Raw genomic sequence first — 22,182 nt, 5'->3', positions numbered from 1 at the left:
TTATGCAAAAACAGACTCTAAGTCGTTGACTTAGAGTGGACTCAAAGGAATAACATAATGCTAACAGGAGGAAAGGAGATGACGCTTACGAGTGAACACTATTCGATTGGAGCCTTTGCGAAAAAAACGGGATTATCAACTTACACCCTGCGCTATTATGAGCGGGAAAATTTGATTGTTCCCCAGCGTGATCAACACCAGCGCCGCTTCTATACGGAGCAGGACGTTGGCTGGGTGCATTTTCTTATGCACCTGAAGGGCACCGGAATGTCGATGAATGAGATGCAACGCTACATCACCTGGCGGGCCCAGGGGGATGCTACGATTGAACAACGAAAGGAGCTGTTACAAAACGTTCGGGAACGGAGCTTGGCTCAGATTCGGGAAACGCAGCACCACTTAGAGGTCCTGACGCACAAAATCGATTGGTACGAAGGTAAGTTGGACCATTCAATTCAGGATTCCGAAACGTTTGCGGAGTATTTGCAACAGTTTAAGACAGAAAATTAAGCTAGTGAGATGAAATAATCGTTGAAAAATACCAAAATTATGAATGTTAAACAAGCCAGCGAGGCTACCGGAACATCATCTGATACAATTCGTTATTACGAAAAAATTGGATTGATTCCACGCATCAAGCGAGATCAAGTGGGGAACCGACAAATTGATGAAGGGATTATTCGGCGCATTAAATTTGCCAGACAAATGCGTGCAGCTGGAATGTCAGTGAAGTCACTGAAAAAATACATTGATTTAGTTGATGACGATGATGATAATGCTGTGGAGCAAAAAGTGATTTTAAGGTCTGAAGTTAACCTAATGCTTCAGCGAAAACATGAAATTGAACAAGCATTAGCTTTATTAACATATAAACTAGATCATTATGATGATCACATGCGTGCAGCTGAGGACAAGCTAACTAAATAGGTAACAGGAGCAAAATTTGTTGCTCCTTTTTTATTGCTTTGGAGTGAACTCCAAGGTGTAATGTTACTCCTGAAATATAGAAAGAGGGAGGAATACATGAATAAAACAGCAGTTAGAATTTCTACGTTTGCGTTGTTATTGGCTAATTTTATGGGTGGTTTAGATTCGACGGTAATTAATACGGCGTTGCCGTCTATCTTGAGTGATTTGCATGGTACCAACCAATTAGCTTTATTAACCTCTATTTTTTTTATTTTTTGTTGCAGTCTCCACAATTATTTGGGGTGATGTGGGAGAAAGAATTGGGAATAAGCTAGCGTTTCAATTGTCAGCAATTGTTTTCGTAATTGCTTCATTGCTAGGGGCACTAGCTCCCAATATTTATCTTTTAATTATTGCTCGGGCGCTGATGGGAATTGGGACTGGTGGGATGGTTGCTATTCCATTTATTATTTATGCTGATTTATATCCTAATCCAGTTGAAAGAGCCAAAGCACTGACGTGGGTTACAGCTTCATATGGATTATCTGTTATTTTAGGACCAGTTATCGGCGGAATAATTGTAGATTCATTCGGATGGCGTTGGACGTTTGGAATTAACGTTCCCATTGGTCTCTTGGCCATCATGTTATTGCAGCATTTTTATCTTGAGCAAACGCCTAAAAAGCAAAAACAGCCAATTGATGGATATGGAATCTCAACCTTAGTCATTTGGTTGGCAATGATTTTATTTGTTACCCAAACAACTTTGTCAATTTGGTCATTATTGGCTTGCTTACTTGTGATCTTGGGATTAGGTTTTCTTTTTTGGTGGATCGAAGGAAGAAGTGATAATCCCATTATTCCGCATGTCATTTTGGAAAATAAATTTTACATGGGTAAAAATCTCATTATGATTCTATTTTATGGATTGTTTACGGCCTATAGTGTTTATGCTCCCATGTGGGCCCAATCAATCTTGGGGAAAAGCGCTACGATAGGTGGTTCCACGATGATGTTATGTTCTGTAGCACTAATTATAGCAACGCAGGTAGTATCTCGCTTAATGAAGTTCATTACCTTTCAAAGAATTACTGCTTTAGCAGCAGTTAATTTTTTGCTAGCGGGAATCTTATTGTCGTTATTGCCAATGAACGTTCAGCTGGGATTGATTATTGTAGGCGGGATTTTTATTGGAATTGGGCAAGGACTAGGAATGTCACCACTCCAGGTGGCGGTCCAAAATGACGTTGATAAAAAGCAAATTAACATTGCCACGACTTTTAGTTTGCTGGCACGGACCTTGGGACAAACCCTCTTTGTTTCTATTTTTGGGACGATGTATGTACAACAAATTAGAAGTGGAATTAAACACAATCCTAAAATTAGTATGAATTTAATTAATCAATTAGGAACACCAGCGGTAAAGGAGGTACCACAGTCATTATTACACCAAATGCGTGTAATTGCGTTTGGCGGGATTCAACATATTTTTATGGTAGCCACAATTGGATGCCTGCTAGCCTTATTTATTAATCAATTTGTCTGGAAGAAGGAAATAAAATGAATTATCAAACTTTAAGCAATAATGTAAAAATGCCTATGTTGGGATTCGGTGTTTTTCAAGCTAGTCCAAGTGAAACGGAAAAAGCGGTGGGGATGGCATTAGCAACTGGCTATCGACTAATTGATACAGCGGTTGCCTATCAGAATGAAGCAGCGGTAGGAAATGCAATTAAAAATAGTAACGTCTCAAGAGATCAATTATTTGTAACCACTAAAGTTTGGCTCCAAGATTATGGATATCAGCAAACCCAGCAGTCTGTGTTTCGTTCGTTGGAACTATTAAAAACTGATTATTTAGATTTAGTCTTATTACATCAACCAATCGGGGATGTTTGGGGAGCCTGGCGAGCATTAGAAGACTTATATCGGGATGGTACTGTACGGGCAATTGGAGTTTCTAATTTTCCCCCGGAGTTAGTGGAACAATTCTTGCAGATTAACGAAATTAAGCCAATGGTTAATCAAATTGAAATTAACCCGTTTTATCAGCAGACCAAAAACGTTTCTTATTTACAAAGTAACGATGTAGTAGCAGAAGCGTGGGCTCCGTTTGCAGAAGGAAAAAATGGTATTTTTCATAACCCTCAGTTACAAGAAATTGCAAATGTACATCAGACAAAAGTAGGAAATGTGATTCTGCGTTGGTTAAATCAGCGCAACATTGTTACAATTCCCAAGTCTATTCATCAAAATCGAATTGAATCCAATTTTGCAATTTTTGATTTTGAGTTAAGTCCTACGGAAATGGAAATGATTAGTTCTTTAAACACCGACGTTAGCATGTTTAATCAAGCTGATCGTCCTGATGTTGCTAGAACTAAAAATTTAATTAATTGGCACGTTAATCATTAGTTAATAAAAAAGCACTTTTAGTGCTTTTTTTGTTTGACTTATAGTTCACTATAAGTTGTATCTTAATAACTGAAGCAGAGATTAAGAAATTATTGATGGGAGGTTGATAGAATTGCAAAAAATTACGATTATTGGTGCCAATGGTCAAATTGCTAAATTAGTGGAACGAAAATTACTTAATGATCATGACTTAGAAATGAAATTATTTGCCAGAAATAGTAGCCGAATTCCCACAGAAATTGCTACTGCTAGGAATGTTGAGTTGGTTGAGGGAGATGCTAATGATTTTAGTTCCGTTAATGATGCCATCCAGGGAGCAAATCTAGTTTACGTTAATTTAGGGGGAGTTTTTGCCCCCATGGTTAAAAATATTGTAAGAGCAATGAATCAAAATCAGGTTAAACGATTAATCTATGTAACCGGACTAGGACTCTATCATGAAGTTCCAGATCCATTTGGATCATGGGTTGAAGAATCGGTGGGACATAATGTTATGGAAGACACGAGAACGGCTGCTGCTGAAATTGAGAGTAATCATGAAATTATTTATACAATCATTCGTGCTGCTTATATGTCTAATCAACCCGAAGTGGACTATGAATTAACGAAAAAAGGTGAGCCGTTTCAAGGAACGACAATTTCAAGGAAAAGTATTGCTGATTTAATTGTTAAAATTATTGTGGATCCAAAAAAATATCAAAATGAAAGTTTAGGAATTTCAAAACCAGGAACAGATGGGGAAACCCCACAGTTTGTTTAATAGATATTAAATTTGAGCGGATTAATTAAAGGAGTATGAACATGGCAAACGAAGTTAAAAATGAAAACGTCAAACAGGGAGTAATTTTCCCCCTCGGTGAGGATAACCCGTACGGTAAATTCTTTACTGGGAAGAGTTTTTTGGATACCCTAGTTGCCGATCCTGACATCGATGCGGGAGTGGGAAACGTGACCTTCGAACCGGGAACGCGAAACAACTGGCACGTCCACTATGGTTACCAGATTTTGCTCGTAACGGGTGGCGAAGGTTGGTACCAGGAAGCCGGCAAACCAGCCCGCCACCTCGTTCCCGGGGACGTAGTGGTCACCAAAAAGAACATTAAACACTGGCATGGAGCGACCCAGGATAGTTGGTTCTCCCACATTGCGATTACCAGTGGAAAATCTGACTTCTTAGAACCAGTTTCTGATGCCGAATACGATCAGTTAGGAGCATAACGATGGCGCAAAAACAAACCGCAGGACACGATAACTTTGGGGATTTTGCCCCGAAGTTTGCCGAAATGAACGATGACGTTTTGTTCGGAGAGATTTGGTCGCGGGAACAACAACTTCCTGCCAAGGAACGAAGCCTAATCACGTGTACCAGCCTGATTTCGCAAGGCATTTTTGGACCGTTGCAGTTTCATTTAGAAACGGCGAAACAGAACGGCGTGACTAAGGATGAGATGGTGGAAGCCATTACCCAACTCGCTTTTTATGCCGGTTGGCCCAAAGCCTGGACAGCGATGACACTGGCGAAGAAAGTTTACACCGAAGCTTAATTAAGAAAGGTGATTACAATGGCGGCGGAAAAATGGAATGCAGCACAACTAAAAGAATTTAGCGGAGCTGATGATATGAAGGTTTCTCCATTTTATCGTGACGGAACCACTTATGGAACGCCAACCTGGATTTGGTCTGTGGTTACGAATGATAACTTGTATGTGCGGGCCTATAACGGCCAGAAATCTTCGTGGTATCAAGCGGCCATCTACCAAGGAGCTGGCAAAATTCATTTAGCGGGTCAAGACTATGAAGTTAAATTTGAGCGAGTTACGAATACGCCTGAATTAGATCAGGCGATTAGTGCGGCTTATCAGGCTAAATATGCGAACAGTCCTTATTTGCCTCCGATGTTGCAAGTAGGACCAGTTGGAGCAACTGTGAAAATTATCCCAGCTCACTAGATCGATAGAAGAAATGGACGCAATCCGGTTTTTGGATAATTAGCGCCGGTACGAAAAAGGAGAACCACCAATGGAATTCCCGCGATATTTAAAGGAAAATACCCCGGCATTTAATGAAAGCCTCAAAATTAAAAATGCGAACGAACCGTTAATTCAAGCGCTTAACCAAAAGCCGCATTCCTTAGCAGAAATTCGGGCCCTGCTAACCCAAATCACGGGGAAGGAAATCCCCGCCAGTACGGAAATTAGCATTCCGTTTGAAACCGACTTCGGTAAAAACATCACAATTGGTAAGGAGTGCTTTATCAATAAAAATGCGATGTTCGATGATCTGGGGGGAATTTCAATTGGAGACCGGTGTTTAATTGGACCGAATGCGACGCTAGTTAGCGTGAGTCACGTCCACGCGGTTAACGAGAGAAGAAGCGTGAACCTTGACGCCGTTCACATTGAAGCGGACGTCTGGTTAGGAGCCAACGTCACGGTTTTGCCGGGCGTCACCATTGGAGAAGGGGCCATTATCGGTGCAAACAGTTTAGTAAACAAGGACATTCCACCGCGAACGATTGCGGTCGGTAGTCCAGCCAGGGTGATTAAACAGGTTGAACCGGATGCCGATTAAAAGGAAAAACTCCCCGAACAGTGAATTCATTGTTCGGGGAGTTTTTTTAGTAAGCGGTGAGTGCCAACTAATCTTTAGATGGGTTGACCCGTTGGGCGGACCAAGACTTCGTTAATATCCACGTTTTCCGGTTGACTCATCATAAAGACGGCGATTTCGGCAATGTCTTCTGACGTTAACCAGCCATTTTTATTGGCACTGTTACCTTCTAGCATTTGTTTTCTAATTTTTTCATCATGAACCGTTGAGTACAGGTTCGTGTCCACGGCCCCTGGGGAAACAATTCCCGTCTTAATGCCATGTTGGTGTTCCTCTTGACGTAAGCCTTCCATGATGGCGCGGACGGCGTACTTAGAACCATTGTAAACGGCAGAGCCGGGATAAACCACGTGGCCAGCTACGGAATCGGTGGCCATGATTAACCCATTTCCTTGCTTCCGCATAATTGGCGTGGCGGCACTAATTCCATTGAGCACGCCCATGATGTTGGTATCTAAAATGGCTTGCCATTCGGAGAGCTTTTCTGGGTCAGCAACCATCCCTTGGGGCATGATCCCAGCGTTGTTATAGATCACATCCAGGTGCCCAAACTTTTCCACGGCGAGGTTAACTAGGTTTTGCACGTCAGTTACCTTAGTTACATCGGTTAACTGAGCGGCAAAGTTTTCGGGATGAGCGACCGTGGTTAGCATTTCATCTAACTTAGCTTGGTTCCGGGAACCAATTACGACCTTAGCGCCCCGTTCGTTGGCTAACTTAGCGGTGGCAGCTCCCATTCCGGACGAACCACCGGTGATAACAACGACTTTATCTTTAATTGACATGATGTGTTCCTCCTTTGAAGTTTATATGATTAATATAAACCTTCCACTGGACTCTAAGTCAACGGGAAAGTCTTAAGAGCATCATTTTAATCAGGCGTATAATTAAACTTGGGAAGTAAGTCGTGAGTTATATTAAACAAGAAAGTGAGCAAAATGATTCTATTAGTGAGCTATAGTTGGATTAGCGTCATCAAGAAAGTCACTTATTTATTTGAACACGGTCTAACCGGCAGTCGTAGCATAGTGGTGCTAGCAACGCTGTTCGTAACGTTATTGGTGTTAGCGATTTACTGGTGGTCGCGTCAGGGATCAGACCCCCGTCGGCGCCAAGTGGCTAAACTGGTCGGTCGCACCGGCTCAATCTTTAAGCGGGTCATGAACCTGTTTCCATTTAAATAAAGTTACCTGAATAGTTAAAAGCCCCCCGTTGGATCATATTTCCAACGGAGGGCTTTTGTTCGTTTGCTTTTTATGATGACTCCATTTCCGGTGGTACCGGCGCTGTCACGGTTAATGGTTGGTTGGTAAAGGGCGTGCGCATCTGGACGCGCCACGAATGGAGTTGCATAGCTTGGCCCGCTTGGGCGTACGGGTCATACAGGGGATCGTTTTGAATCGGATGTCCCAGCAAGGAAAGGTGCACCCGAATCTGGTGGGTGCGCCCGGTTTCTAAGCGGACGGCCAGTAAGCTGCCGGTTTTAGTTTGACTCAGAACCCGGTAGTGGGTAACCGCGGCCTGCGCCTGGGGACCGTTTACCTGTCGTTTGCGTTGGTCATTCGGATTCAAGCCAATCGGAGCCTTGATGATTCCCGCAGGAGCTAGTAACTGTCCCCGAACCCGCACGAGGTATTCCCGGTGAATTTGTTTCTCGCGAATCATCTTGGTGAGGATTGGGACCGCAGCGGGGCTTTTGGCAAAGATGAGGGTCCCACTGGTTTCCTGATCCAGGCGGTGAATGATGTAAACCGGATCTGGAGCATAGTGAGCCGCCAGGCCGTTTAAAACGGCCCCGGATTCGCCCGGTTGATTAGCATGCGTTTTTAGCCCCCGGGGTTTATTGACAATGACAAAGTCGGAGTTTTCATAGAGAATCGGGATTTCGAGCTGGGGGTCTAATAGCGTCTGGGGAAACGGATTGCGAAAATCGGCGGGCTGGAAGGTCAAACTGATTAGATCAGTGGTCTGTAAGCGCGTGTTCATTGGGCGATACTGCTGGTTAACTAGCACGCGCTGGTTTCTCCGCAAGTCCCCGATTAACCGTTTTGGAAGTTGAAAGTAGTCCTTGAGCAAATCACGGAGGGGGCGCGTTGCAAACGCTGCGGGAACTGGTAATTGATAGTGCCACTGCATGCCAAAGCTCCTTTGGGGTAGTAAAAAACCGACCACCACGGTGATCGGTTTGCTGCAAAACGCAGTTATTTAACGATTAAAACGTCCGGCTTGGCGGTCCGGATTACGTAGCTAGTAACGGATCCCACCACTAGTTGTTCCACAGCTGATAAGCCGGTGGCTCCCATGACGATCAGGTCGTCTTTGTGGTCGTCAGGAAATTCGTGAGCAATGATGCGCTTGGGATTTCCAAACCGCATGTGGATGGAAACGTCCGTTAACCCATTCTTCACAGCGTCTTGTTTGAGGGTTTCCAAAATTTCCTTCGTTTGGTCCGTTAGTTTATATACCGTATCAGCTGAAACGGCATTGCCGTAATTCCGATTAAACTGGGTCACTTGGATGACGTTTAAAATGTCTAAGTGACTGTTGTTTTGCTTTGCAATTTTAATCGCCCGATTCAACACCGGCATGGTGTCTTCTCCACCATCTACAGGAGCTAAAATCCGTTTGTAATTCTCTGTCATTACGATCACCCCATCATTCTATTTACTTAACTATATCATTTTTTGCCCCACTTGACACGTTAAGTAAAAGACAATTAATGCAGAAATAAGTGCGAAAAAAGGTTTGACAGAAGCAGGGCCTCGTGCTTAAATAATAACAACTCAAAAGAGAGGAATTTACTAATGAAGAACTTGACGAAACAACCTACCAATCGGACCAGTTTAGTCATTGCGTTTATCTCCTAACGGGAATCTACGCAGGGACGATTTGGTAGTGCTCGGCTAGATTCACCACGTGATGGTTGCCGGGCGGTTCTCCTAATGAATTCGAAGCTAGAATGATAACCAGCCCGCGACCACCATGAGGTGGCGTGGGCTTTTTAGTTTAGTAAATTTATTGCTGATTTTAGAGGAGGACGAACAGATGCGATACGGAATTATTGGAGCCGGAGCCATGGGCTATCGGTATGGAGTTTTACTGCAGGAACAAGCGGGCGTGGCGGTTGATTTTATTGAAACCTGGGATCCCAACCGCAAACAAGTGGAAGAGCAGGGGGGCGTGTATGTCTCTCGGGACCACCAGCATCGCCATCTAGTGCCAATTCAAATTTATACTCCAGAGGCTTATCATGGGCATCCGGACGTCTGGATTGTCTTTAAAAAGCAGATGCAACTAGATGCAGAACTGGAACGGGATGCGGCTGCTGACCTATTTCACCCGGATCAGTACGTCTTTTCTGCCATGAACGGGTTGGGCCACTTTGAAAAGATAGCTCGGTACTTTAATCCTAATCAGATCCTGGCGGGGACGGCGATGATTGCGACCGTTTTAAATGGGCCTGGAGACGTTGATTTCATGGGTCCAGAGCGGGGTGAGGCCATGCACATGGCGCCCTATAACGATCAAGCGCCGGACGAAACAATGGAAGCCATTTATGCTGACTTTCAGCGGGCCACGTTAGGACCGGAGTGGAGTACGAACTGGTTAGGGATGTGTTTAACAAAAGTGGCGTTTAACGCGGTTTGCAACACGTTGTGTACGATGTTTGAGATCAACATGGGCCAGTTTGGTTCATATCCGGGCGCGGCTGCGATGGCTGAGCAACTTTTTAATGAAGCTCACGATGCGGCGGCCCGGGCCGGGATTAAACTCCTGGAAAACCGTGCTCAACAGGTACAAAGCGTCTTGGATTCTTGTGTGAAGCTAAAGTATCACTATCCATCTATGTACCAGGATTTCTCAAAGGGGCGACCGACGGAAGTTGATTACATTAACGGCTACATTGCCCGCTTAGGCCGCGAACACGACTATCCGTGTCGGACCCATGAATTTGTAACGCACGAAGTTCACCTGGCCGAACAAATGCGGTCGGTAAAAAAATAACGAAGTGAGGAAAGCAGCATGACATTTAACTACGCAAACGCAGTTCCTAAGACTACCACCAACGCCACGGAGGCCATTTTAAAGGCCGCCGCTGACCCGAAAGTAATTTCCTTTGCGGGTGGGCTTCCGGCCCCCGAGTTGTTCCCAGTTGCCGCCGTTAAACGGGCAACCGATCGGGTGTTTGATCAATATGGAGAACAGGTGTTGCAGTACGCGGGCACGCTCGGGTATCCGAAGCTCCGGGAACAAATTGCACACCTAATGCGCGGCCGTAAAGTGAAGGCGACCGTGGAGAACATTGGGATCGCGACGGGGTCACAGCAGGCGATTGATTTAGTGGCCCGGATGTTAATCAACCCTGGTGACGTGGTCTTGGTGGAAGACCCGACCTACCTCGCCGCCCTGGACGTGTTTCGCGCTGACGGAGCCCAAGTGGTGGGGGTTGCCATGGATGACGATGGGATGCGGATGGATGATTTGCAACAAAAATTAACCGCAAATCCAACGGCTAAATTTATTTATACGATTCCCAACTTTCAAAACCCCACGGGGCGGACGATGACGGCGGCCCGCCGGCAACAAATGGTCAAGCTTGCTGACCAGTTTGGGGTTCCCATCGTTGAGGATGATCCCTATGGGGCCATTCGCTACGCGGGGACAACGGTACCTCCGATTAAGCATTACGACCGCACGGGATCCGTGGTATCAATCAGTTCCTTTTCCAAAATGCTGGCGCCCGGATTACGGATTGGCTGGATCACCGCAGACCCAGCCTTCTTACAAAAGTACACGTTGTTAAAACAGAATGCCGATTTGCATACCGATAATCTAACCCAGTACATCATCGCGCAGTTTTTAACGGATGAAGACCTACAGGCCCACGTCCAACGGATTACAGCCGTGTACGAACAGCGCGCTAAGTTAATGTTGGCAGAAATTGACCGCCACTTTCCGGCAGACGTCTACCACAGTCAACCAGAAGGTGGGATGTTCATCTGGGTGCAGGTGCCAGGCGAAATCGATAGCGATGAGTTAGCGCAGCGGTGCTTAGAAAAAAACGTGGCCGTGGTTCCCGGATCGGCCTTCTACGCTGGAAAAGCCCAACCAGGGACGTTTCGGTTGAACTTCTCTAACATGAATGATGACCAGATTAAAACTGGGATTAAGCGGATTGGTGAAGTGCTCACAGATTTAGGGGGGCAGTAAGTTAAGTGCTTCGCCTGGTGAGTGACGATGGTCAGCTGTTCTTATTTTCGGTATACTGGGAACAAAGGATGGGATGGCGATGAAATTTAAGCAGTTGAATTGGTGGACGTTAGTGACGCTCGGGATTTTTCTCCTGCTCAACGTGCTCTTAAGTTTAGTAGTATTTCACACGAGCAGGGCCACTTTTGCTCGGTCTGAAATCGCAGCATTGGTCTTAGTTTTAGTGCCACTGGTGCTCTTTTGGGGCGGACTGCGCGTGGGCTTGTACCTGTTAGCGCTGGTACAGGCACTGTATCTGGCCGGTTACTGTAGTGCTTTGTATCGGTTGGTGCAACTACCAAAGCTTCCGCTCGTGCTCCGCGGCGGGGCCTTAATCGCCGTTCTCATCGCGTTAGGCGCTTTGCTGTACTGGTTCCGCTTGGCTTGGCAAGCCCGGCAGGCGTTAACCAAAGAGCGGGTCCAGCGTTACCTAAAATTTAGAAAATAGTGAGGAACAGTATGAAGATTAATGAAACTGACTTCGTTGCAGAAGCTGAGGCGGAAACGTACGCCCACAAAACGATCACGGTCCCGATGGCAGACCTGCAAAAGCAGACGGCCAAAACGCTCGCACCACTAGTTCAATTCGTAGAGGCAGCCATTAATTCGGATAAAATTGCGAGTGCTGATTTACAGGTTAGTGATGCTGAGGTGCTAGTTCAGCTGCAAACTTCGATCATTAATCTCCCGTTAGCCTACGGGAAAAACATTCATAAAATTATGGTTGATGATGGAGAAGTCGACGTGAACGTGTACATGATCATTGCCGCACCAGCGATCAACAAGTCCAAGTTGCGCATCGATGAATTACTAGATGCAACGACCTTTGTGAAGCAACCCGACCAAGCGCTTGACCAATTTACCGCTTGGATGCAGACCCAGTTAGCGGTGTTGGCTGACCATGAGGCCGAAGCGACCGCCGACTAGCGAATTACGTGGAATTCTGTTATAATTAAAGCATGCGACGAGCCGCATAAGCATAGCTTATGATGGGAACCACGTTAACTGCCGCATTGCAGGTGGTTTGACTAGCAGGTGATGTGAACACCGCGTTAGTCCGCTTGGAAATCCAAGTTCCTAACAGAAAAGCCCCTCTGATTTAACGATCAGAGGGGCTTTTTTGGTGATTAATTAGTGATGGTTGTTAAGGTAATCCGCCTGGGTCAATCCCATGTAGTGGGCATCCCGATAGGCTCCGGCTGCAAAGAATTGGTCGGCAATTGTGCCTTCGATTTGAAAGCCGAACTTTTGGTAAATGTGCAGCGCGGGGGCATTGGTCACATCGACGTAGAGGTAGAGTTTATGCAGATTTAACTGGGTAAAGGCCAACTGGAGTAGTTGCGCCATGGCTGCCTGAGCATAGCCATGCCCATTTTCGTCATTTAGTAATGCAATCTCAAATTCACCGACGCGCGCCACGGGATCGAGATCGATGATTTCGACCAAACCGACCCCGTGGTGCGGTGTCTGGCTGGTTTGAATCGTTTGGCTAATGATGCGGTCGTCAGTGGTGTGCTGCTTTAAAAAATTAGTGACGTCGTGCGCACCCAGTAACGGCGGTTGAAACCAAAAGCGTTGGGTACTAGCTTGTTGAAAGATGGTTTGGATTAAGCTGTAATCAGCCGCCTCAGTTGTGAGGGGTTGTAAAAATACGGATGTTGAAGTGGCCATGGCAGTTCTCCTATTTAACTAAGTAGACGCGGTCGTTGATCAAATCAAAGTTGGGTAAATATTGATTGAGCTTGTCGATACCCGGATCGGAAACCAACTCGGCGTGGTTCCAGAAGGCCGGGGAATTGGTGGCTCCCTCCTTTTCGCCGATCACAATTAGTTGGACCGGATGGCCGTCCTTGCGGATGGCGTCCAGGAGTTCAGCGTCCACTGGATCCCCATCGGGAGACCAACTCATGATGATGTAATCCACCTGGTCTTTGTATTTATGGTACGCGTCCAGGGCGCTGAGTTTTTCAATTGGTGTGACCTGGTGGTTGCCGGTTTCATTTTCGGCTTGCCATGCGAGGCTGTCGGTTCCAATTACGGAGGCTTGTTGTTCACGCAGCCCCTTGGTGATGTAGCCGTTGCCCGCCATGACTTCTAGGGCGGGTTTCCCGTCCAAATAGCGCGCTAATTGGTGGGTGAAAGACGAAGAAATGTAGGCCCACATGCCGTAGCGTTCTTCTAGGTAGTCACGAAACGAGCGCAGATCTTTATCGACCTGGGGCAATAGATTAGAAATTCGATCCCACTCGCGGTCACCAGCCGGGTCACCCAGCGCAAACCGGGCGTTGACACTTTCGTACAGGTGATCCTGAATGTCCTCTGGTAACGTGAGGTTGGGAATGTCTTGGGGCAGATGACCCGTTTGTAAGAGGTGGTCGGCCATGAGGGCGTGGTTCAGCAAGAATTTAACCTCTGGATAGTGGTTAAAGGCCGTCCGGTCTGCCTGCAGACGTTGGATGTAATCTGAAGCTTGCTTGCTTTGGGGATGCCTTTTTTGAAAGTTCTTGAGGAGCTTTTTGCGTTTCATAACATTAATTATCCTGTTTAGTTAGTAGTTGAGATCGAGTTCTTCTTGGGTATCGTGTCCATCGTCGTGGCGGCCCTTCTTACCGTGTAAGAAACCGTCAATTAACTGGTAAATTTCATACCGATCGTTCCCGGTTAGGAGTTGCTCGTTAAAATACAGTTCGGTTCCGGAAATAAACAGCTTGGACAGGTCGGTTTTTTCGCTATCAACCCGGCCACTGAGGTAGTCCATCGAAATGCCAAAGTAGGTGGCGAGCTTGCGCACTTCCACGTAGGATGGGTTCCGAATGCCCCGTTCCCAATTTCCAATCTGGGATGCGGTATTCTCATGATGCTTGTCACTAGGAAACTGCCGGTTTAATTCAGCGGCCAGTTCCGCCAGGGTAATGTGCTTACCGGTGCGTAAGGCCTTTAGTCGTTCTGGAAACATGTCACTACCTCCTCATATTTTTATTATACTTCATCGCCCGCTAAATGATAGGGGGCTACATTTTAAAATCCCGGGTGAAATGGTATGATTAACGTAGCTAAAAACACCATGAAAGGGGGAACTACGATGCTATATTTGCTTGTGGGAATCGGAGCGCTTGTGGTCGGCCTAGTTGCTGGATACGTTCAGCAAAACCGCCAGGTGAACCACAACCTCACCAACGCGCACACCCAGGCGAAAACGATTGCGACTGATAATCAACGGCAGGTAGCGGATACCGTGCAGCAGATTCGACAAAAAATTGAAGCTGAAGTGGCGGATCACCAGGCCGATGTGGAACAAGAAATTGACGAACAAGTCGCTGAAAACGAATTGCGCCAGGATCGAATTGATTTTCAGGCGAAGAGTCTCCAGAGTTTTGCCAATCGGTTAGATAAGACTAAGCAAAACCTCAATCGGTCCCAGGCCGAACTGCAGGACTTACAAACCACCATTGCCACGGATCAAGCTCAAGCTGATCAGTTACAGCAGGAACGGGAACGCGTGGTCCACGAAAAGAGTGGTCTAGCGCCTGAACAGGCCGAACAGGTGGTATTGCAAACGACGAGAACCACCTTGCAACAGGATTACGAAATGACGGTTCGCGATGAACACGAAGAACACCAGTTTACGGCTCCAAAGGAAGCGCGGCAGTTGATGGTGGATGCCATCCAAGCTGGTCCCGTGGACGTTCCTCGGGCGCACATCGACCGCAACGTGATTATCCCGGACGAGGGCATGCGCAATAAAATCGTTGGGAAGAACGAACAACGGTTGCGTTTGTTAGAAACGCTCATTGGGGTTGATTTGATTTTTAATCCCGAGAGCCCGGAAACTCTGATTATTAGTACTAACGACCCGCTCCGCCGGGAGATTGCCCGGGGAGTGGTGAACGAACTAATTACCGCCAAGCAGGTCAACACCGGTGTGATTGAAAATCTGGTGCGGAGTACCGAACGGCAGGTGCTCGAGCGACTACGGACAACGGGGGAAGAAACCTGTGCTAGTTTGCACCTTGGTTGGGTTCATCCCGATCTCATGAAACTGGTGGGTCGCTTACAGTACCGGACCAGTTACGGGCAAAACGTGTTGCAACACTCCGTGGAAGTGGCCGAGTTGTGTGGCATGATGGCCACGGAGTTAGGTGCGAACGTCCGCTTAGCCAAACGGGCAGGATTACTGCATGACATTGGGAAAGCAGTGGATCGAGAAGTCAATGGGACCCACGTGGAATTAGGGGTGCAGATTGCCCAAACCTATGGTGAAGACGAAGCAGTCGTGGATGCGATTGCGGCTTCCCATGGCGACGTGGATTCGGAAGCTACGATTGCCGTGCTCGTGCGCGTGGCCGACTCAATGTCTGGAGCGCGACCGGGAGCGCGGAGTGAATCCGTGGAAGAATATTTGAACCGGTTGAAGGGCCTTGAACGAATTGCCAATTCCCATCCGGCAGTTAAGGATAGCTATGCAATTCAGGCCGGTCGTGAGTTGCGAATGATGGTGGATCCCACGACGATTAACGATCAGCAAACCGATCAACTGGCGGAGCAAGTCTGTGAACAGATTGAATCCGAGTTAACCTATCCCGGAAAAATCAAGGTCACGGCGATTCGCCGTTCGAATGCAGTTCAATATGTGGGGGGCAAACCCCAGGCACGCAAAAAGCACGCAAGTTAAGGACCCGAGTTCCGGTTGGAACCGGGTCTTTTTTTTAAGGAGAAAGCGGTGACCGGACGCCCGTTACCGGGGCGAGTTGAGTTTCCCTCGGAGTTCTCGGTATAATAGACCATAACTGTGCAAGCGTGAAGGGGAGAAAGAAAGCTATGATTAGACAAACGAAGGCATTTCATTTAGCAATTTTGGCGTTATTAATTGCCATTGTGATTTTACAAAGCATCATTCCGTTTTTAGGCTACATTCCGGTGGGGCCGGTTAACATTACGATCATTCAAATTACGGTCATCATTGCGGCGGTCCTGCTCGGACCAAAGGATGGAGCCATCATCGGCCTGGCGTGGGGAATTTTATCCTGGATACGCGCCTTTGTCGCCCCCACCAGTCCCGTACAAACGTTGGTCTTTACCAATCCGTTGATTTCCGTCGTGCCCCGGGTCTTAGTTGGATTACTAGCAGGCTACCTATTTTGGGGATTAATGCGCGCCCACTGGAAACAAACCTGGGCCTTGGTAGTTACCGGGGGTTTGGGAGCGGCCTTGAATACTCTGTTAGTGGTCGGCTTGATTGCATTGTTCTACCACACGCCCGCGGTGGCACAGGCCTATGGAGCTGGGAATCCGGGCCTTTTGAGTAAGGTATTGATGACGTTGGTGGTAACGAACGGGATTCCCGAACTCATTTTGTCAGCGCTGGTCGTGCCCCTCGTGGCCACTCCGTTGTTAAAATGGTTTCGTCGATAGGGGAGTACAAGAATGAAACAAGCGCATGGGATCGTCGTGCAGCACGTTCACTTTCAGTATCCAAACCAGCCCCAGCCGTTACTAACAGACGTTAGTTTCCAGGTGCCTGCTGGGCAGTGGTGGTCGGTATTAGGGAGTAATGGGAGTGGGAAATCAACCTTACTAAAGTTACTGGTCGGGCTCGAACGCCCGCAAGCTGGTCAGCTACTGATTAACGGGCAAGCGGTGGTTCCAATCACGGAGGGCGCGAACCCCACGGTGGGTTTGGTGCTTCAAAATCCGGATAACCAGTTCGTCGGCGCGACCGTGGCCGATGACGTTGCCTTTGGGCTCGGCAACCAAGGATGGTCTCAATCCGAGGTGCAAGCCCGGGTTAAGGCGGCGCTTCAATCCGTTGATATGACTGCCGCGTTGCAAAAGGCCCCCGATGAACTGTCGGGTGGGCAAAAACAACGGGTGGCCCTTGCCAGTGTTCTAGCGCGCCGTCCCGCCGTGTTATTGTTAGACGAAGCAACCAGCATGCTGGATCCGCAGGGGCGGACGGCGTTGGTGACGAAGTTACATCAGCTTCAGCGGCAGTTGGGCTTGACGGTCGTTGAAGTGACCCACCAGCCTGCCGAGGCCGAGCTGGCCGACCAGGTCGTCGTGTTACACGCGGGTCACATCGTGCAACAGGGCGCTCCAGCTGCCGTATTTGCCCACCCGGAACGGTTACTAGCCTGGGGGATTCAGGCCCCGCTACGGTATCGGTTGCGAAGCTGGCTGGCCAACCAGGGGTATCCGCTGGCAGTGGAACAGGTTGCACACGTTGATGATTTGAGGGACGCACTATGGCAATTACGATCACAAACTTAACCCATCAGTACCCGGGCCAATCCACGGACCAGGCGGCGCTCCAGTCCGTATCCGTGTCCATTCCCACGCACCAAGTCACCGCGATTGTGGGAAAAACGGGTAGTGGAAAGTCCACGCTGATTAAACATCTGAACGGCTTATTATTACCAACGGCCGGTTCGCTTCACTTCGCTGGCACCACGCTAACGGCGCAAACCAGTGCGAAGGAGTGGCAACGGATTCGCCAGCGGGTGGGACTCGTGTTCCAAAATTCGGCCACCCAGCTCTTTGCACCCACGGTTTTAGCGGATGTCATGGCGGGGCCGCTCGCCTTTGGTCTGGACCACAACCAGGCAGAACAGCGGGCGCGCGCAGCGCTGCAAACGGTGCAGGTCCCTCGTGCGCTCACTGAGCAAAGTCCGCTCTTGCTATCAGGTGGGCAACAACGGCGGGTGGCCATTGCCGGGGTACTAGCAAACCAACCGGAAGTGGTGATTTTTGATGAACCAACGGCCGGCTTAGATGCGCCCGGACAACGGGAATTAGTCAGTTTGTTCGCGGCGCTCCAACGCGACCACCGGACCATTTTAGTGGTTACCCATGAGATGGACGTGGTGGCGCAACTATCCCAACGGGTGTTAGTGATGGATCAGGGGCAAGTTGCTTTCTGGGGAACTCCAGCGGAACTGTTTCGAAACCAGCCGGCCGTGGTGAACAGCACGAACCTTGAGCTACCAACCCCCATGCAACTGGCCCATCAGTTAGACCCCCAGGCTTCGCAGGCGCACTTACCCTTGACCGAAGCAGAACTAGACGAGTGGGTCTTACGACGACTCAGAAAGGATGATGAGCGTGGCACAACGACAACCTAGTTGGCTCGACCGGTTAACTCCGGGGACGCAGCTTGTGAGTCTTATCCTGATCCTAGTTTCCGTCTTTTGGAATCAACGGCTGCCATTAGCCGTGCTCCTATGGCTGGCTAGCTGGGGGCTGGTAGTTAGCGCGCGCATCAGCTTAAAAACCTTTGGGAGGCGCATCCGCCTGTTTACGGTGTTCATTGGCCTGACCGCGCTCCTGCAACTCGTAGTGGTACCCCAGGGACCAGTCCTCTGGCAGGGAGGGATAATCCGGATTACCACCGGGAGTTTGGTAGCCGCCGGTTTACTGTTCACTAAATTTGGGACCGCCCTCGTGCTGTTAAACCTGCTGTTCCTCCTGGCCAATCCGAATGCGATGACCGCCGCGGTGGAACGGTGGTTAGCACCCTTACAAAAGCTGGGGCTTCCCGTTAGTGACATGGCGCTTACCATGAGCATTGCCTTTCGCTTTCTCCCCACCCTACACGCCGAATTTCGCGCGGTAACGGCCGCCCAGCAAGCCCGGGGACTGACCTACCACACGGGTTCGGTCCGCAAGCGGGGCCAAGCGCTGCTCTCGGTCTTTGTACCGGTCCTCGTGAATAGCTTCAAACGGGCCGAAGACCTGGCAACTGCGATGTTACTCCGGGGCTTTCAAACCCATCAGTCCCTCACGCAGTATGCGGTCCCGCGGAGGACTTGGCGGGACGGAGCGGCATGTGGGGGGAGCATCGTGATCCTCTTCGTCGTGATTGGCATGAATCTGAATTAAAAAAAGCAGTTCTTTCGTGGGAAAGAACTGCTTTTTTAGTTATTTAATCACTTTGAAGTTATGGTGATGGTCGGCTTTAATCTGGGGATGTTGTTGGAGGTACTTAGCAATCAGATTACTCATGGTAATCGTATTGTAGCGGAGCACTTTCTGTTCGCTATACATCGGATAGTGGCCGCCGCCGACCGCCCGGTAAGTATTCAACACGATCTTTAGTTTCATTTTGTTGGTAACGGGTTGACCGTGGTACGTTGGGTTTAGGACACGGTTCCCAATCGGATTAGACACCTTAATGGTGTAATCAATGCCCGCGTACATATCGTAGTTATAATCGCGAATCTTAGGATGATGATACTTTGGATCTACGATGATCTCTCCGTTCTTGATCGTAAAGTATTCGGCCGTTTTTTCGAGGGCGGCTTTCAGATCAGCTCCCGAAATTTCGAGGAGGGAGAGGGTGTTCGGATAGACGTAGTTTGTGATGATGTTGCGCATGGTAATCGGATTTTCAAACCCGCGGGCTTCATTTGAAAAGAGGGCGGTTGCTGAAATATCGCATCCCATGGTTTCCATTTGGACCTTTTGAATAAAATTAACGAAGGCGGAGCCATGAAGCCGGACTTCAAAGGGATCGGTGTAGGTCATGGAGCCGTCAATGTGGGCGAGGGGCAGGGAGAGCCATTTTTCGACCGCTGCCTCGGTTTGGCGAAAACTCGTCGCCGTCGCGTGATCCGGTTTGGCATCCCCGGTTTTAATCAGTTTTTGGTGGCTTTTTTGAATCTGGTAACGTCCGTTGACGCGCTCTAAATCTAACTGAATTTTACCCACGTAGCTGCCCCGGTGTCCCGGTTGGACGTAGGGGATGCCAAACAGTTTGCCGGCCAGGGCGCGGTGTTGGTGTCCGGTTGCCATGACGTCGATTCCCGGAACGGTTTTCATGATGGCGTAAGCTTCATTTTCACCGTCGATTTTATCGTTGGGCTGTCCGTTACTTAGATCTCGTTCAAACCCACCGTGATAGAGAACGACGACCACGTCGGCTTTTTGCCGCATTTCGGGCACGTATTTTTGGGCGGCTTCTAACGCCGAGATAAATTTGAGGTTGGCAATACTAGCCTGATTTTCCCAGGCATCCACGGACTGGGTGGTTAAACCCAGAACGGCGACCTTTAAGTCTCCCACCGTTTTGATGGCGTACGGTTTTCCAAAGGCCGGTTCCCCCGTCGCCGTTAGAATGTTGGCGGACACAAACTGGCGGTGACAACCTTGAATGGCATTTTGTAAGTACGTTTGTCCGTAGTTAAACTCGTGATTACCAATGGTGCCAAAGTCATAGTCAACCTGATTAAAGGCGGCGTTAATGGCAGTGGGCGCGGGGGCATGTTCCACCTCGGCTTGATAGTATGCAAGCGGGGAACCTTCCAAGAAATCACCGTCATCAAGCGTCAGATGGTAGTCACTCTTGGCCTGTTCGCGTTTGATGATGGTTGCTGCTTTTTCGAAGCCAAAGGGAAGATTGGCATGGGGCTTAACGTAGTTGGTGGGAGCTAAGAAGCCGTGCGTATCGCTGGTGGTTAAGATTGTCAATTTCATGTGCAGCCCTCCGTCAAATGGTAGAATGTTTAAATTATAATATTAAAACCCAACTGTGTAAATTATTATTAAGTTTTGGAAATGACGTTGAACTCTAGCGTCAATATGATAAGATAGAGATGTCTAATAAATAGTCAATGTTTGTCAGACGTACTTTATGTCACATGCTTTGCATGAGGAGGTAAGCTGATAATGTTAAATTTGTATGTTGCCCCAAGTAGCGCATCCAGTCGGAAAGCGCGGGCTTGGTTAAAAGATCATGATATTCCCTTTAAAGAACGAAACATTAACTCACAACCATTAAATGCAGCTGAAGTTAAACACATTCTTCGTTTAACTGAAAATGGGAGTGAAGATATCATTTCAACACGCTCGAACATTTTTAAGAAACTGCACTTAAACCTGGATGACCTTTCGTTAACCCAATTAGTTGACCTATTGGTTAAATACCCAGATTTAATTAAGCGTCCGATCATCTTTGATGACAAGCGCTTGGAAGTTGGTTACAACGAAGAAGAAATTCGGCGCTTCTTACCCCGGAGTATCCGGCAAGCCGAATTAAAAGAATTAGAAGCAAAATTAAGCTAAACACTGAAGGCGCCTACGTGGGCGTCTTTTTGATTGGAGTAGCCGCATGATTAAAATGATTGCCCTGGATTTGGATAATACGTTGTTAAACTCAAAAAAGCAAATCAGCCCACGCAACGAACAGGTGCTCCGACAGTTGCACGAAGCCGGGTTACGGGTGGTTCTGTGTACCGGGCGCCCCATTAATGCCATTTGGAATTACATCGAGCAACTCGGGTTGACCACCGCTACAGACTACACGATTACGTTTAACGGGGGGTTGGTAATTCAAAACCCGACGAAGCAGGTCCTGGCTGAGCAGGGGATGCCGAAAGCAGCCTTGCAACCACTCTACGAGTTTGCTAAGGCTCAGCACGTGCCCCTCGATGTCTTAGATTTTCACCAGGTGTATCCGCTCCAGGAACTCGGAACCTCCATTTATCGCGAGAAGTTAAACGGGAAAATTAACTTTCACCCGGCTTCGTTTGCGACGCTCCCGGAGCAAACCTATGCCAAGGGCATTCTGGCTAATCAAGCCGAACGTTTGGATCAAGTACAGCAGGCGCTGCCCGCGGAGTTGACCACCCAGTATCATGTAGTCCGCTCCCAACCAGAAATCCTAGAATTCTTGCCCCCTCAGGTGGATAAGGCAACGGGGCTTTCCGCCTTGTTACAGCACTTTGGATGGACCTTTGCGGAGTTAATGGCATTTGGCGATGCGGAAAATGATGCCGGAATGTTAGCCCGTGCGGAAGTGGGGGTGGCCATGGGGAACGCGACTCCCGCGATTAAACAGGTGGCGCAGTTTCAAACCACCACGAACGACCAGGATGGGGTTGCCACCTTCTTGACCCGGTATTTTTCCCAGCAATAACCGAACTTTATTTGTTTTATGTTTTTGACTAGATAGTTTAAATTGAAAATATAGTGAATGTTTGTATAATATAGCTAATTGATAATTTC

At 48.1% G+C, this 22,182-nt stretch carries 29 protein-coding genes; 22 read left to right on the top strand and 7 right to left on the bottom strand.

The genetic code is table 11. The features are described 5' to 3' along the window. The first annotated feature begins 78 nt into the window (after window positions 1–78). From M3M35_RS04055 to M3M35_RS04010, 10 genes are all read left to right on the top strand, one after another. On the top strand, window positions 79–510 hold the full coding sequence (locus tag M3M35_RS04055; RefSeq protein ID WP_252749402.1) for a MerR family transcriptional regulator: 432 nt from the start codon (window positions 79–81) through the stop codon (window positions 508–510). Window positions 511–549: 39 nt separating this feature from the next. After that, entirely contained in the window at window positions 550–927 is a 378-nt protein-coding gene (locus M3M35_RS04050; RefSeq protein ID WP_252749401.1) for a MerR family transcriptional regulator, read from the top strand. Between the two features lie 96 nt (window positions 928–1,023). Beyond that, window positions 1,024–1,215, top strand: a complete 192-nt coding sequence (locus M3M35_RS04045) for a hypothetical protein (protein WP_252749400.1) — start codon at window positions 1,024–1,026, stop codon at window positions 1,213–1,215. A gap of 1 nt (window position 1,216) precedes the next feature. Continuing rightward, entirely contained in the window at window positions 1,217–2,473 is a 1,257-nt protein-coding gene (locus M3M35_RS04040) for an MFS transporter (RefSeq protein WP_252749399.1), read from the top strand. Then, window positions 2,470–3,324, top strand: coding sequence for an aldo/keto reductase (locus M3M35_RS04035; RefSeq protein ID WP_252749398.1), 855 nt, complete (start codon window positions 2,470–2,472; stop codon window positions 3,322–3,324). The genes M3M35_RS04040 and M3M35_RS04035 overlap by 4 nt, the downstream gene beginning before the upstream one ends. A gap of 112 nt (window positions 3,325–3,436) precedes the next feature. Continuing rightward, entirely contained in the window at window positions 3,437–4,084 is a 648-nt protein-coding gene (locus M3M35_RS04030; RefSeq protein ID WP_252749397.1) for an NAD(P)H-binding protein, read from the top strand. 41 nt (window positions 4,085–4,125) lie between these two features. Next, entirely contained in the window at window positions 4,126–4,542 is a 417-nt protein-coding gene (locus M3M35_RS04025) for a cupin domain-containing protein (RefSeq protein WP_252749396.1), read from the top strand. 2 nt (window positions 4,543–4,544) lie between these two features. Continuing rightward, window positions 4,545–4,868, top strand: coding sequence for a carboxymuconolactone decarboxylase family protein (locus M3M35_RS04020; protein ID WP_252749395.1), 324 nt, complete (start codon window positions 4,545–4,547; stop codon window positions 4,866–4,868). A gap of 18 nt (window positions 4,869–4,886) precedes the next feature. Then, entirely contained in the window at window positions 4,887–5,273 is a 387-nt protein-coding gene (locus tag M3M35_RS04015) for a DUF2255 family protein (RefSeq protein ID WP_252749394.1), read from the top strand. 70 nt (window positions 5,274–5,343) lie between these two features. Beyond that, entirely contained in the window at window positions 5,344–5,895 is a 552-nt protein-coding gene (locus M3M35_RS04010; RefSeq protein ID WP_252749393.1) for a DapH/DapD/GlmU-related protein, read from the top strand. 74 nt (window positions 5,896–5,969) lie between these two features. Here M3M35_RS04010 and M3M35_RS04005 read toward each other — a convergent pair whose 3' ends face one another. Further along, a complete protein-coding gene (locus M3M35_RS04005) occupies window positions 5,970–6,719 on the bottom strand; it encodes an SDR family oxidoreductase (protein WP_252749392.1) in 750 nt (249 codons plus the stop codon). 153 nt (window positions 6,720–6,872) lie between these two features. On the opposite strand from M3M35_RS04005, the gene M3M35_RS04000 reads away from it, so the two are divergent. Continuing rightward, the gene (locus M3M35_RS04000) at window positions 6,873–7,118 is read left to right on the top strand and encodes a hypothetical protein (protein WP_252749391.1); all 246 of its coding nucleotides are present in this window, start codon (window positions 6,873–6,875) and stop codon (window positions 7,116–7,118) included. Between the two features lie 70 nt (window positions 7,119–7,188). Here the strand turns inward: M3M35_RS04000 and M3M35_RS03995 are convergent, their stop codons facing one another. Both M3M35_RS03995 and M3M35_RS03990 read right to left on the bottom strand, forming a co-directional pair. Continuing rightward, window positions 7,189–8,070 (bottom strand): RluA family pseudouridine synthase, encoded by an 882-nt coding sequence (locus M3M35_RS03995; RefSeq protein ID WP_252749390.1) that lies wholly within the window; start codon window positions 8,068–8,070, stop codon window positions 7,189–7,191. Window positions 8,071–8,135: 65 nt separating this feature from the next. Next, the gene (locus M3M35_RS03990; protein ID WP_252749389.1) at window positions 8,136–8,576 is read right to left on the bottom strand and encodes a universal stress protein; all 441 of its coding nucleotides are present in this window, start codon (window positions 8,574–8,576) and stop codon (window positions 8,136–8,138) included. Between the two features lie 403 nt (window positions 8,577–8,979). Here M3M35_RS03990 and M3M35_RS03985 point away from each other — a divergent pair, with 403 nt between their 5' ends. The 4 genes from M3M35_RS03985 (at window position 8,980) to M3M35_RS03970 (ending at window position 12,111) form a co-directional block, all read left to right on the top strand. Next, on the top strand, window positions 8,980–9,939 hold the full coding sequence (locus M3M35_RS03985) for a ketopantoate reductase family protein (protein ID WP_252749388.1): 960 nt from the start codon (window positions 8,980–8,982) through the stop codon (window positions 9,937–9,939). Window positions 9,940–9,957: 18 nt separating this feature from the next. Continuing rightward, window positions 9,958–11,145 (top strand): aminotransferase-like domain-containing protein, encoded by a 1,188-nt coding sequence (locus M3M35_RS03980; RefSeq protein WP_252749387.1) that lies wholly within the window; start codon window positions 9,958–9,960, stop codon window positions 11,143–11,145. Between the two features lie 79 nt (window positions 11,146–11,224). Further along, window positions 11,225–11,632 carry a hypothetical protein gene (locus M3M35_RS03975; protein ID WP_252749386.1) on the top strand — a complete coding sequence of 136 codons (408 nt, stop codon included), beginning with the start codon at window positions 11,225–11,227 and terminating at the stop codon, window positions 11,630–11,632. Window positions 11,633–11,643: 11 nt separating this feature from the next. Continuing rightward, complete coding sequence (locus tag M3M35_RS03970) at window positions 11,644–12,111, top strand: hypothetical protein (RefSeq protein ID WP_252749385.1); 468 nt, start codon at window positions 11,644–11,646, stop codon at window positions 12,109–12,111. 204 nt (window positions 12,112–12,315) lie between these two features. On the opposite strand, the gene M3M35_RS03965 is transcribed toward M3M35_RS03970, so the two are convergent. Genes M3M35_RS03965 through M3M35_RS03955 form a run of 3 tightly spaced genes read right to left on the bottom strand, consistent with a single transcriptional unit; the run spans window position 12,316 to window position 14,140 of the window. Beyond that, on the bottom strand, window positions 12,316–12,855 hold the full coding sequence (locus M3M35_RS03965; protein WP_252749384.1) for a GNAT family N-acetyltransferase: 540 nt from the start codon (window positions 12,853–12,855) through the stop codon (window positions 12,316–12,318). 10 nt (window positions 12,856–12,865) lie between these two features. Beyond that, window positions 12,866–13,720 carry a class I SAM-dependent methyltransferase gene (locus M3M35_RS03960; RefSeq protein ID WP_252750693.1) on the bottom strand — a complete coding sequence of 285 codons (855 nt, stop codon included), beginning with the start codon at window positions 13,718–13,720 and terminating at the stop codon, window positions 12,866–12,868. A 12-nt stretch (window positions 13,721–13,732) separates the two neighbouring features. Continuing rightward, a complete protein-coding gene (locus tag M3M35_RS03955; RefSeq protein WP_252749383.1) occupies window positions 13,733–14,140 on the bottom strand; it encodes a helix-turn-helix domain-containing protein in 408 nt (135 codons plus the stop codon). 126 nt (window positions 14,141–14,266) lie between these two features. Between M3M35_RS03955 and rny the strand changes: the two genes are divergently transcribed. The 5 genes from rny to M3M35_RS03930 all read left to right on the top strand — a co-directional run bounded on the left by rny (window position 14,267) and on the right by M3M35_RS03930 (window position 19,059). Next, a complete protein-coding gene (gene rny, locus M3M35_RS03950) occupies window positions 14,267–15,856 on the top strand; it encodes a ribonuclease Y (RefSeq protein WP_252749382.1) in 1,590 nt (529 codons plus the stop codon). A 146-nt stretch (window positions 15,857–16,002) separates the two neighbouring features. Next, window positions 16,003–16,596 (top strand): ECF transporter S component, encoded by a 594-nt coding sequence (locus M3M35_RS03945; protein WP_252749381.1) that lies wholly within the window; start codon window positions 16,003–16,005, stop codon window positions 16,594–16,596. 12 nt (window positions 16,597–16,608) lie between these two features. Further along, window positions 16,609–17,451, top strand: a complete 843-nt coding sequence (locus tag M3M35_RS03940) for an energy-coupling factor transporter ATPase (RefSeq protein WP_252749380.1) — start codon at window positions 16,609–16,611, stop codon at window positions 17,449–17,451. Beyond that, a complete protein-coding gene (locus tag M3M35_RS03935) occupies window positions 17,427–18,302 on the top strand; it encodes an ATP-binding cassette domain-containing protein (protein ID WP_252749379.1) in 876 nt (291 codons plus the stop codon). Before M3M35_RS03940 ends, M3M35_RS03935 begins: the two co-directional genes overlap by 25 nt. Further along, window positions 18,283–19,059 (top strand): energy-coupling factor transporter transmembrane component T family protein, encoded by a 777-nt coding sequence (locus tag M3M35_RS03930; protein ID WP_252749378.1) that lies wholly within the window; start codon window positions 18,283–18,285, stop codon window positions 19,057–19,059. Before M3M35_RS03935 ends, M3M35_RS03930 begins: the two co-directional genes overlap by 20 nt. 39 nt (window positions 19,060–19,098) lie before the next feature. On the opposite strand, the gene M3M35_RS03925 is transcribed toward M3M35_RS03930, so the two are convergent. Then, entirely contained in the window at window positions 19,099–20,652 is a 1,554-nt protein-coding gene (locus M3M35_RS03925; RefSeq protein ID WP_252749377.1) for a bifunctional metallophosphatase/5'-nucleotidase, read from the bottom strand. Window positions 20,653–20,844: 192 nt separating this feature from the next. Between M3M35_RS03925 and spx the strand changes: the two genes are divergently transcribed. Further along, the gene (gene spx, locus M3M35_RS03920; RefSeq protein WP_252749376.1) at window positions 20,845–21,240 is read left to right on the top strand and encodes a transcriptional regulator Spx; all 396 of its coding nucleotides are present in this window, start codon (window positions 20,845–20,847) and stop codon (window positions 21,238–21,240) included. 46 nt (window positions 21,241–21,286) lie between these two features. Continuing rightward, window positions 21,287–22,093 carry a Cof-type HAD-IIB family hydrolase gene (locus tag M3M35_RS03915; RefSeq protein ID WP_252749375.1) on the top strand — a complete coding sequence of 269 codons (807 nt, stop codon included), beginning with the start codon at window positions 21,287–21,289 and terminating at the stop codon, window positions 22,091–22,093. Window positions 22,094–22,182 lie beyond the last annotated feature (89 nt).

The sequence above is a fragment of the Fructilactobacillus myrtifloralis genome (assembly GCF_024029335.1).
GTDB classification, from domain to species: domain Bacteria; phylum Bacillota; class Bacilli; order Lactobacillales; family Lactobacillaceae; genus Fructilactobacillus; species Fructilactobacillus myrtifloralis.
Note: the sequence above shows the minus strand (reverse complement) of the source record. Positions and strands in the feature narration are given on the sequence as shown.

Excerpts from the sequence above, each read along its gene's own strand:
- spx (WP_252749376.1), top strand. The coding sequence starts at position 20,845 with ATGTTAAATTTGTATGTTGCCCCAAGTAGCGCATCCAGTCGGAAAGCG.
- M3M35_RS03970 (WP_252749385.1), top strand. The coding sequence starts at position 11,644 with ATGAAGATTAATGAAACTGACTTCGTTGCAGAAGCTGAGGCGGAAACG.
- M3M35_RS04000 (WP_252749391.1), top strand. The coding sequence starts at position 6,873 with ATGATTCTATTAGTGAGCTATAGTTGGATTAGCGTCATCAAGAAAGTC.
- M3M35_RS03925 (WP_252749377.1), bottom strand. The coding sequence starts at position 20,652 with ATGAAATTGACAATCTTAACCACCAGCGATACGCACGGCTTCTTAGCT.
- M3M35_RS03990 (WP_252749389.1), bottom strand. The coding sequence starts at position 8,576 with ATGACAGAGAATTACAAACGGATTTTAGCTCCTGTAGATGGTGGAGAA.
- M3M35_RS03940 (WP_252749380.1), top strand. The coding sequence starts at position 16,609 with ATGAAACAAGCGCATGGGATCGTCGTGCAGCACGTTCACTTTCAGTAT.
- M3M35_RS04025 (WP_252749396.1), top strand. The coding sequence starts at position 4,126 with ATGGCAAACGAAGTTAAAAATGAAAACGTCAAACAGGGAGTAATTTTC.
- M3M35_RS04020 (WP_252749395.1), top strand. The coding sequence starts at position 4,545 with ATGGCGCAAAAACAAACCGCAGGACACGATAACTTTGGGGATTTTGCC.
- M3M35_RS04050 (WP_252749401.1), top strand. The coding sequence starts at position 550 with ATGAATGTTAAACAAGCCAGCGAGGCTACCGGAACATCATCTGATACA.
- M3M35_RS04035 (WP_252749398.1), top strand. The coding sequence starts at position 2,470 with ATGAATTATCAAACTTTAAGCAATAATGTAAAAATGCCTATGTTGGGA.
- M3M35_RS03985 (WP_252749388.1), top strand. The coding sequence starts at position 8,980 with ATGCGATACGGAATTATTGGAGCCGGAGCCATGGGCTATCGGTATGGA.
- M3M35_RS03975 (WP_252749386.1), top strand. The coding sequence starts at position 11,225 with ATGAAATTTAAGCAGTTGAATTGGTGGACGTTAGTGACGCTCGGGATT.
- M3M35_RS04015 (WP_252749394.1), top strand. The coding sequence starts at position 4,887 with ATGGCGGCGGAAAAATGGAATGCAGCACAACTAAAAGAATTTAGCGGA.
- M3M35_RS04010 (WP_252749393.1), top strand. The coding sequence starts at position 5,344 with ATGGAATTCCCGCGATATTTAAAGGAAAATACCCCGGCATTTAATGAA.
- M3M35_RS03955 (WP_252749383.1), bottom strand. The coding sequence starts at position 14,140 with ATGTTTCCAGAACGACTAAAGGCCTTACGCACCGGTAAGCACATTACC.
- M3M35_RS03935 (WP_252749379.1), top strand. The coding sequence starts at position 17,427 with ATGGCAATTACGATCACAAACTTAACCCATCAGTACCCGGGCCAATCC.
- M3M35_RS04045 (WP_252749400.1), top strand. The coding sequence starts at position 1,024 with ATGAATAAAACAGCAGTTAGAATTTCTACGTTTGCGTTGTTATTGGCT.
- M3M35_RS03945 (WP_252749381.1), top strand. The coding sequence starts at position 16,003 with ATGATTAGACAAACGAAGGCATTTCATTTAGCAATTTTGGCGTTATTA.
- M3M35_RS03915 (WP_252749375.1), top strand. The coding sequence starts at position 21,287 with ATGATTAAAATGATTGCCCTGGATTTGGATAATACGTTGTTAAACTCA.
- rny (WP_252749382.1), top strand. The coding sequence starts at position 14,267 with ATGCTATATTTGCTTGTGGGAATCGGAGCGCTTGTGGTCGGCCTAGTT.
- M3M35_RS03965 (WP_252749384.1), bottom strand. The coding sequence starts at position 12,855 with ATGGCCACTTCAACATCCGTATTTTTACAACCCCTCACAACTGAGGCG.
- M3M35_RS03980 (WP_252749387.1), top strand. The coding sequence starts at position 9,958 with ATGACATTTAACTACGCAAACGCAGTTCCTAAGACTACCACCAACGCC.
- M3M35_RS04005 (WP_252749392.1), bottom strand. The coding sequence starts at position 6,719 with ATGTCAATTAAAGATAAAGTCGTTGTTATCACCGGTGGTTCGTCCGGA.
- M3M35_RS03995 (WP_252749390.1), bottom strand. The coding sequence starts at position 8,070 with ATGCAGTGGCACTATCAATTACCAGTTCCCGCAGCGTTTGCAACGCGC.
- M3M35_RS04055 (WP_252749402.1), top strand. The coding sequence starts at position 79 with ATGACGCTTACGAGTGAACACTATTCGATTGGAGCCTTTGCGAAAAAA.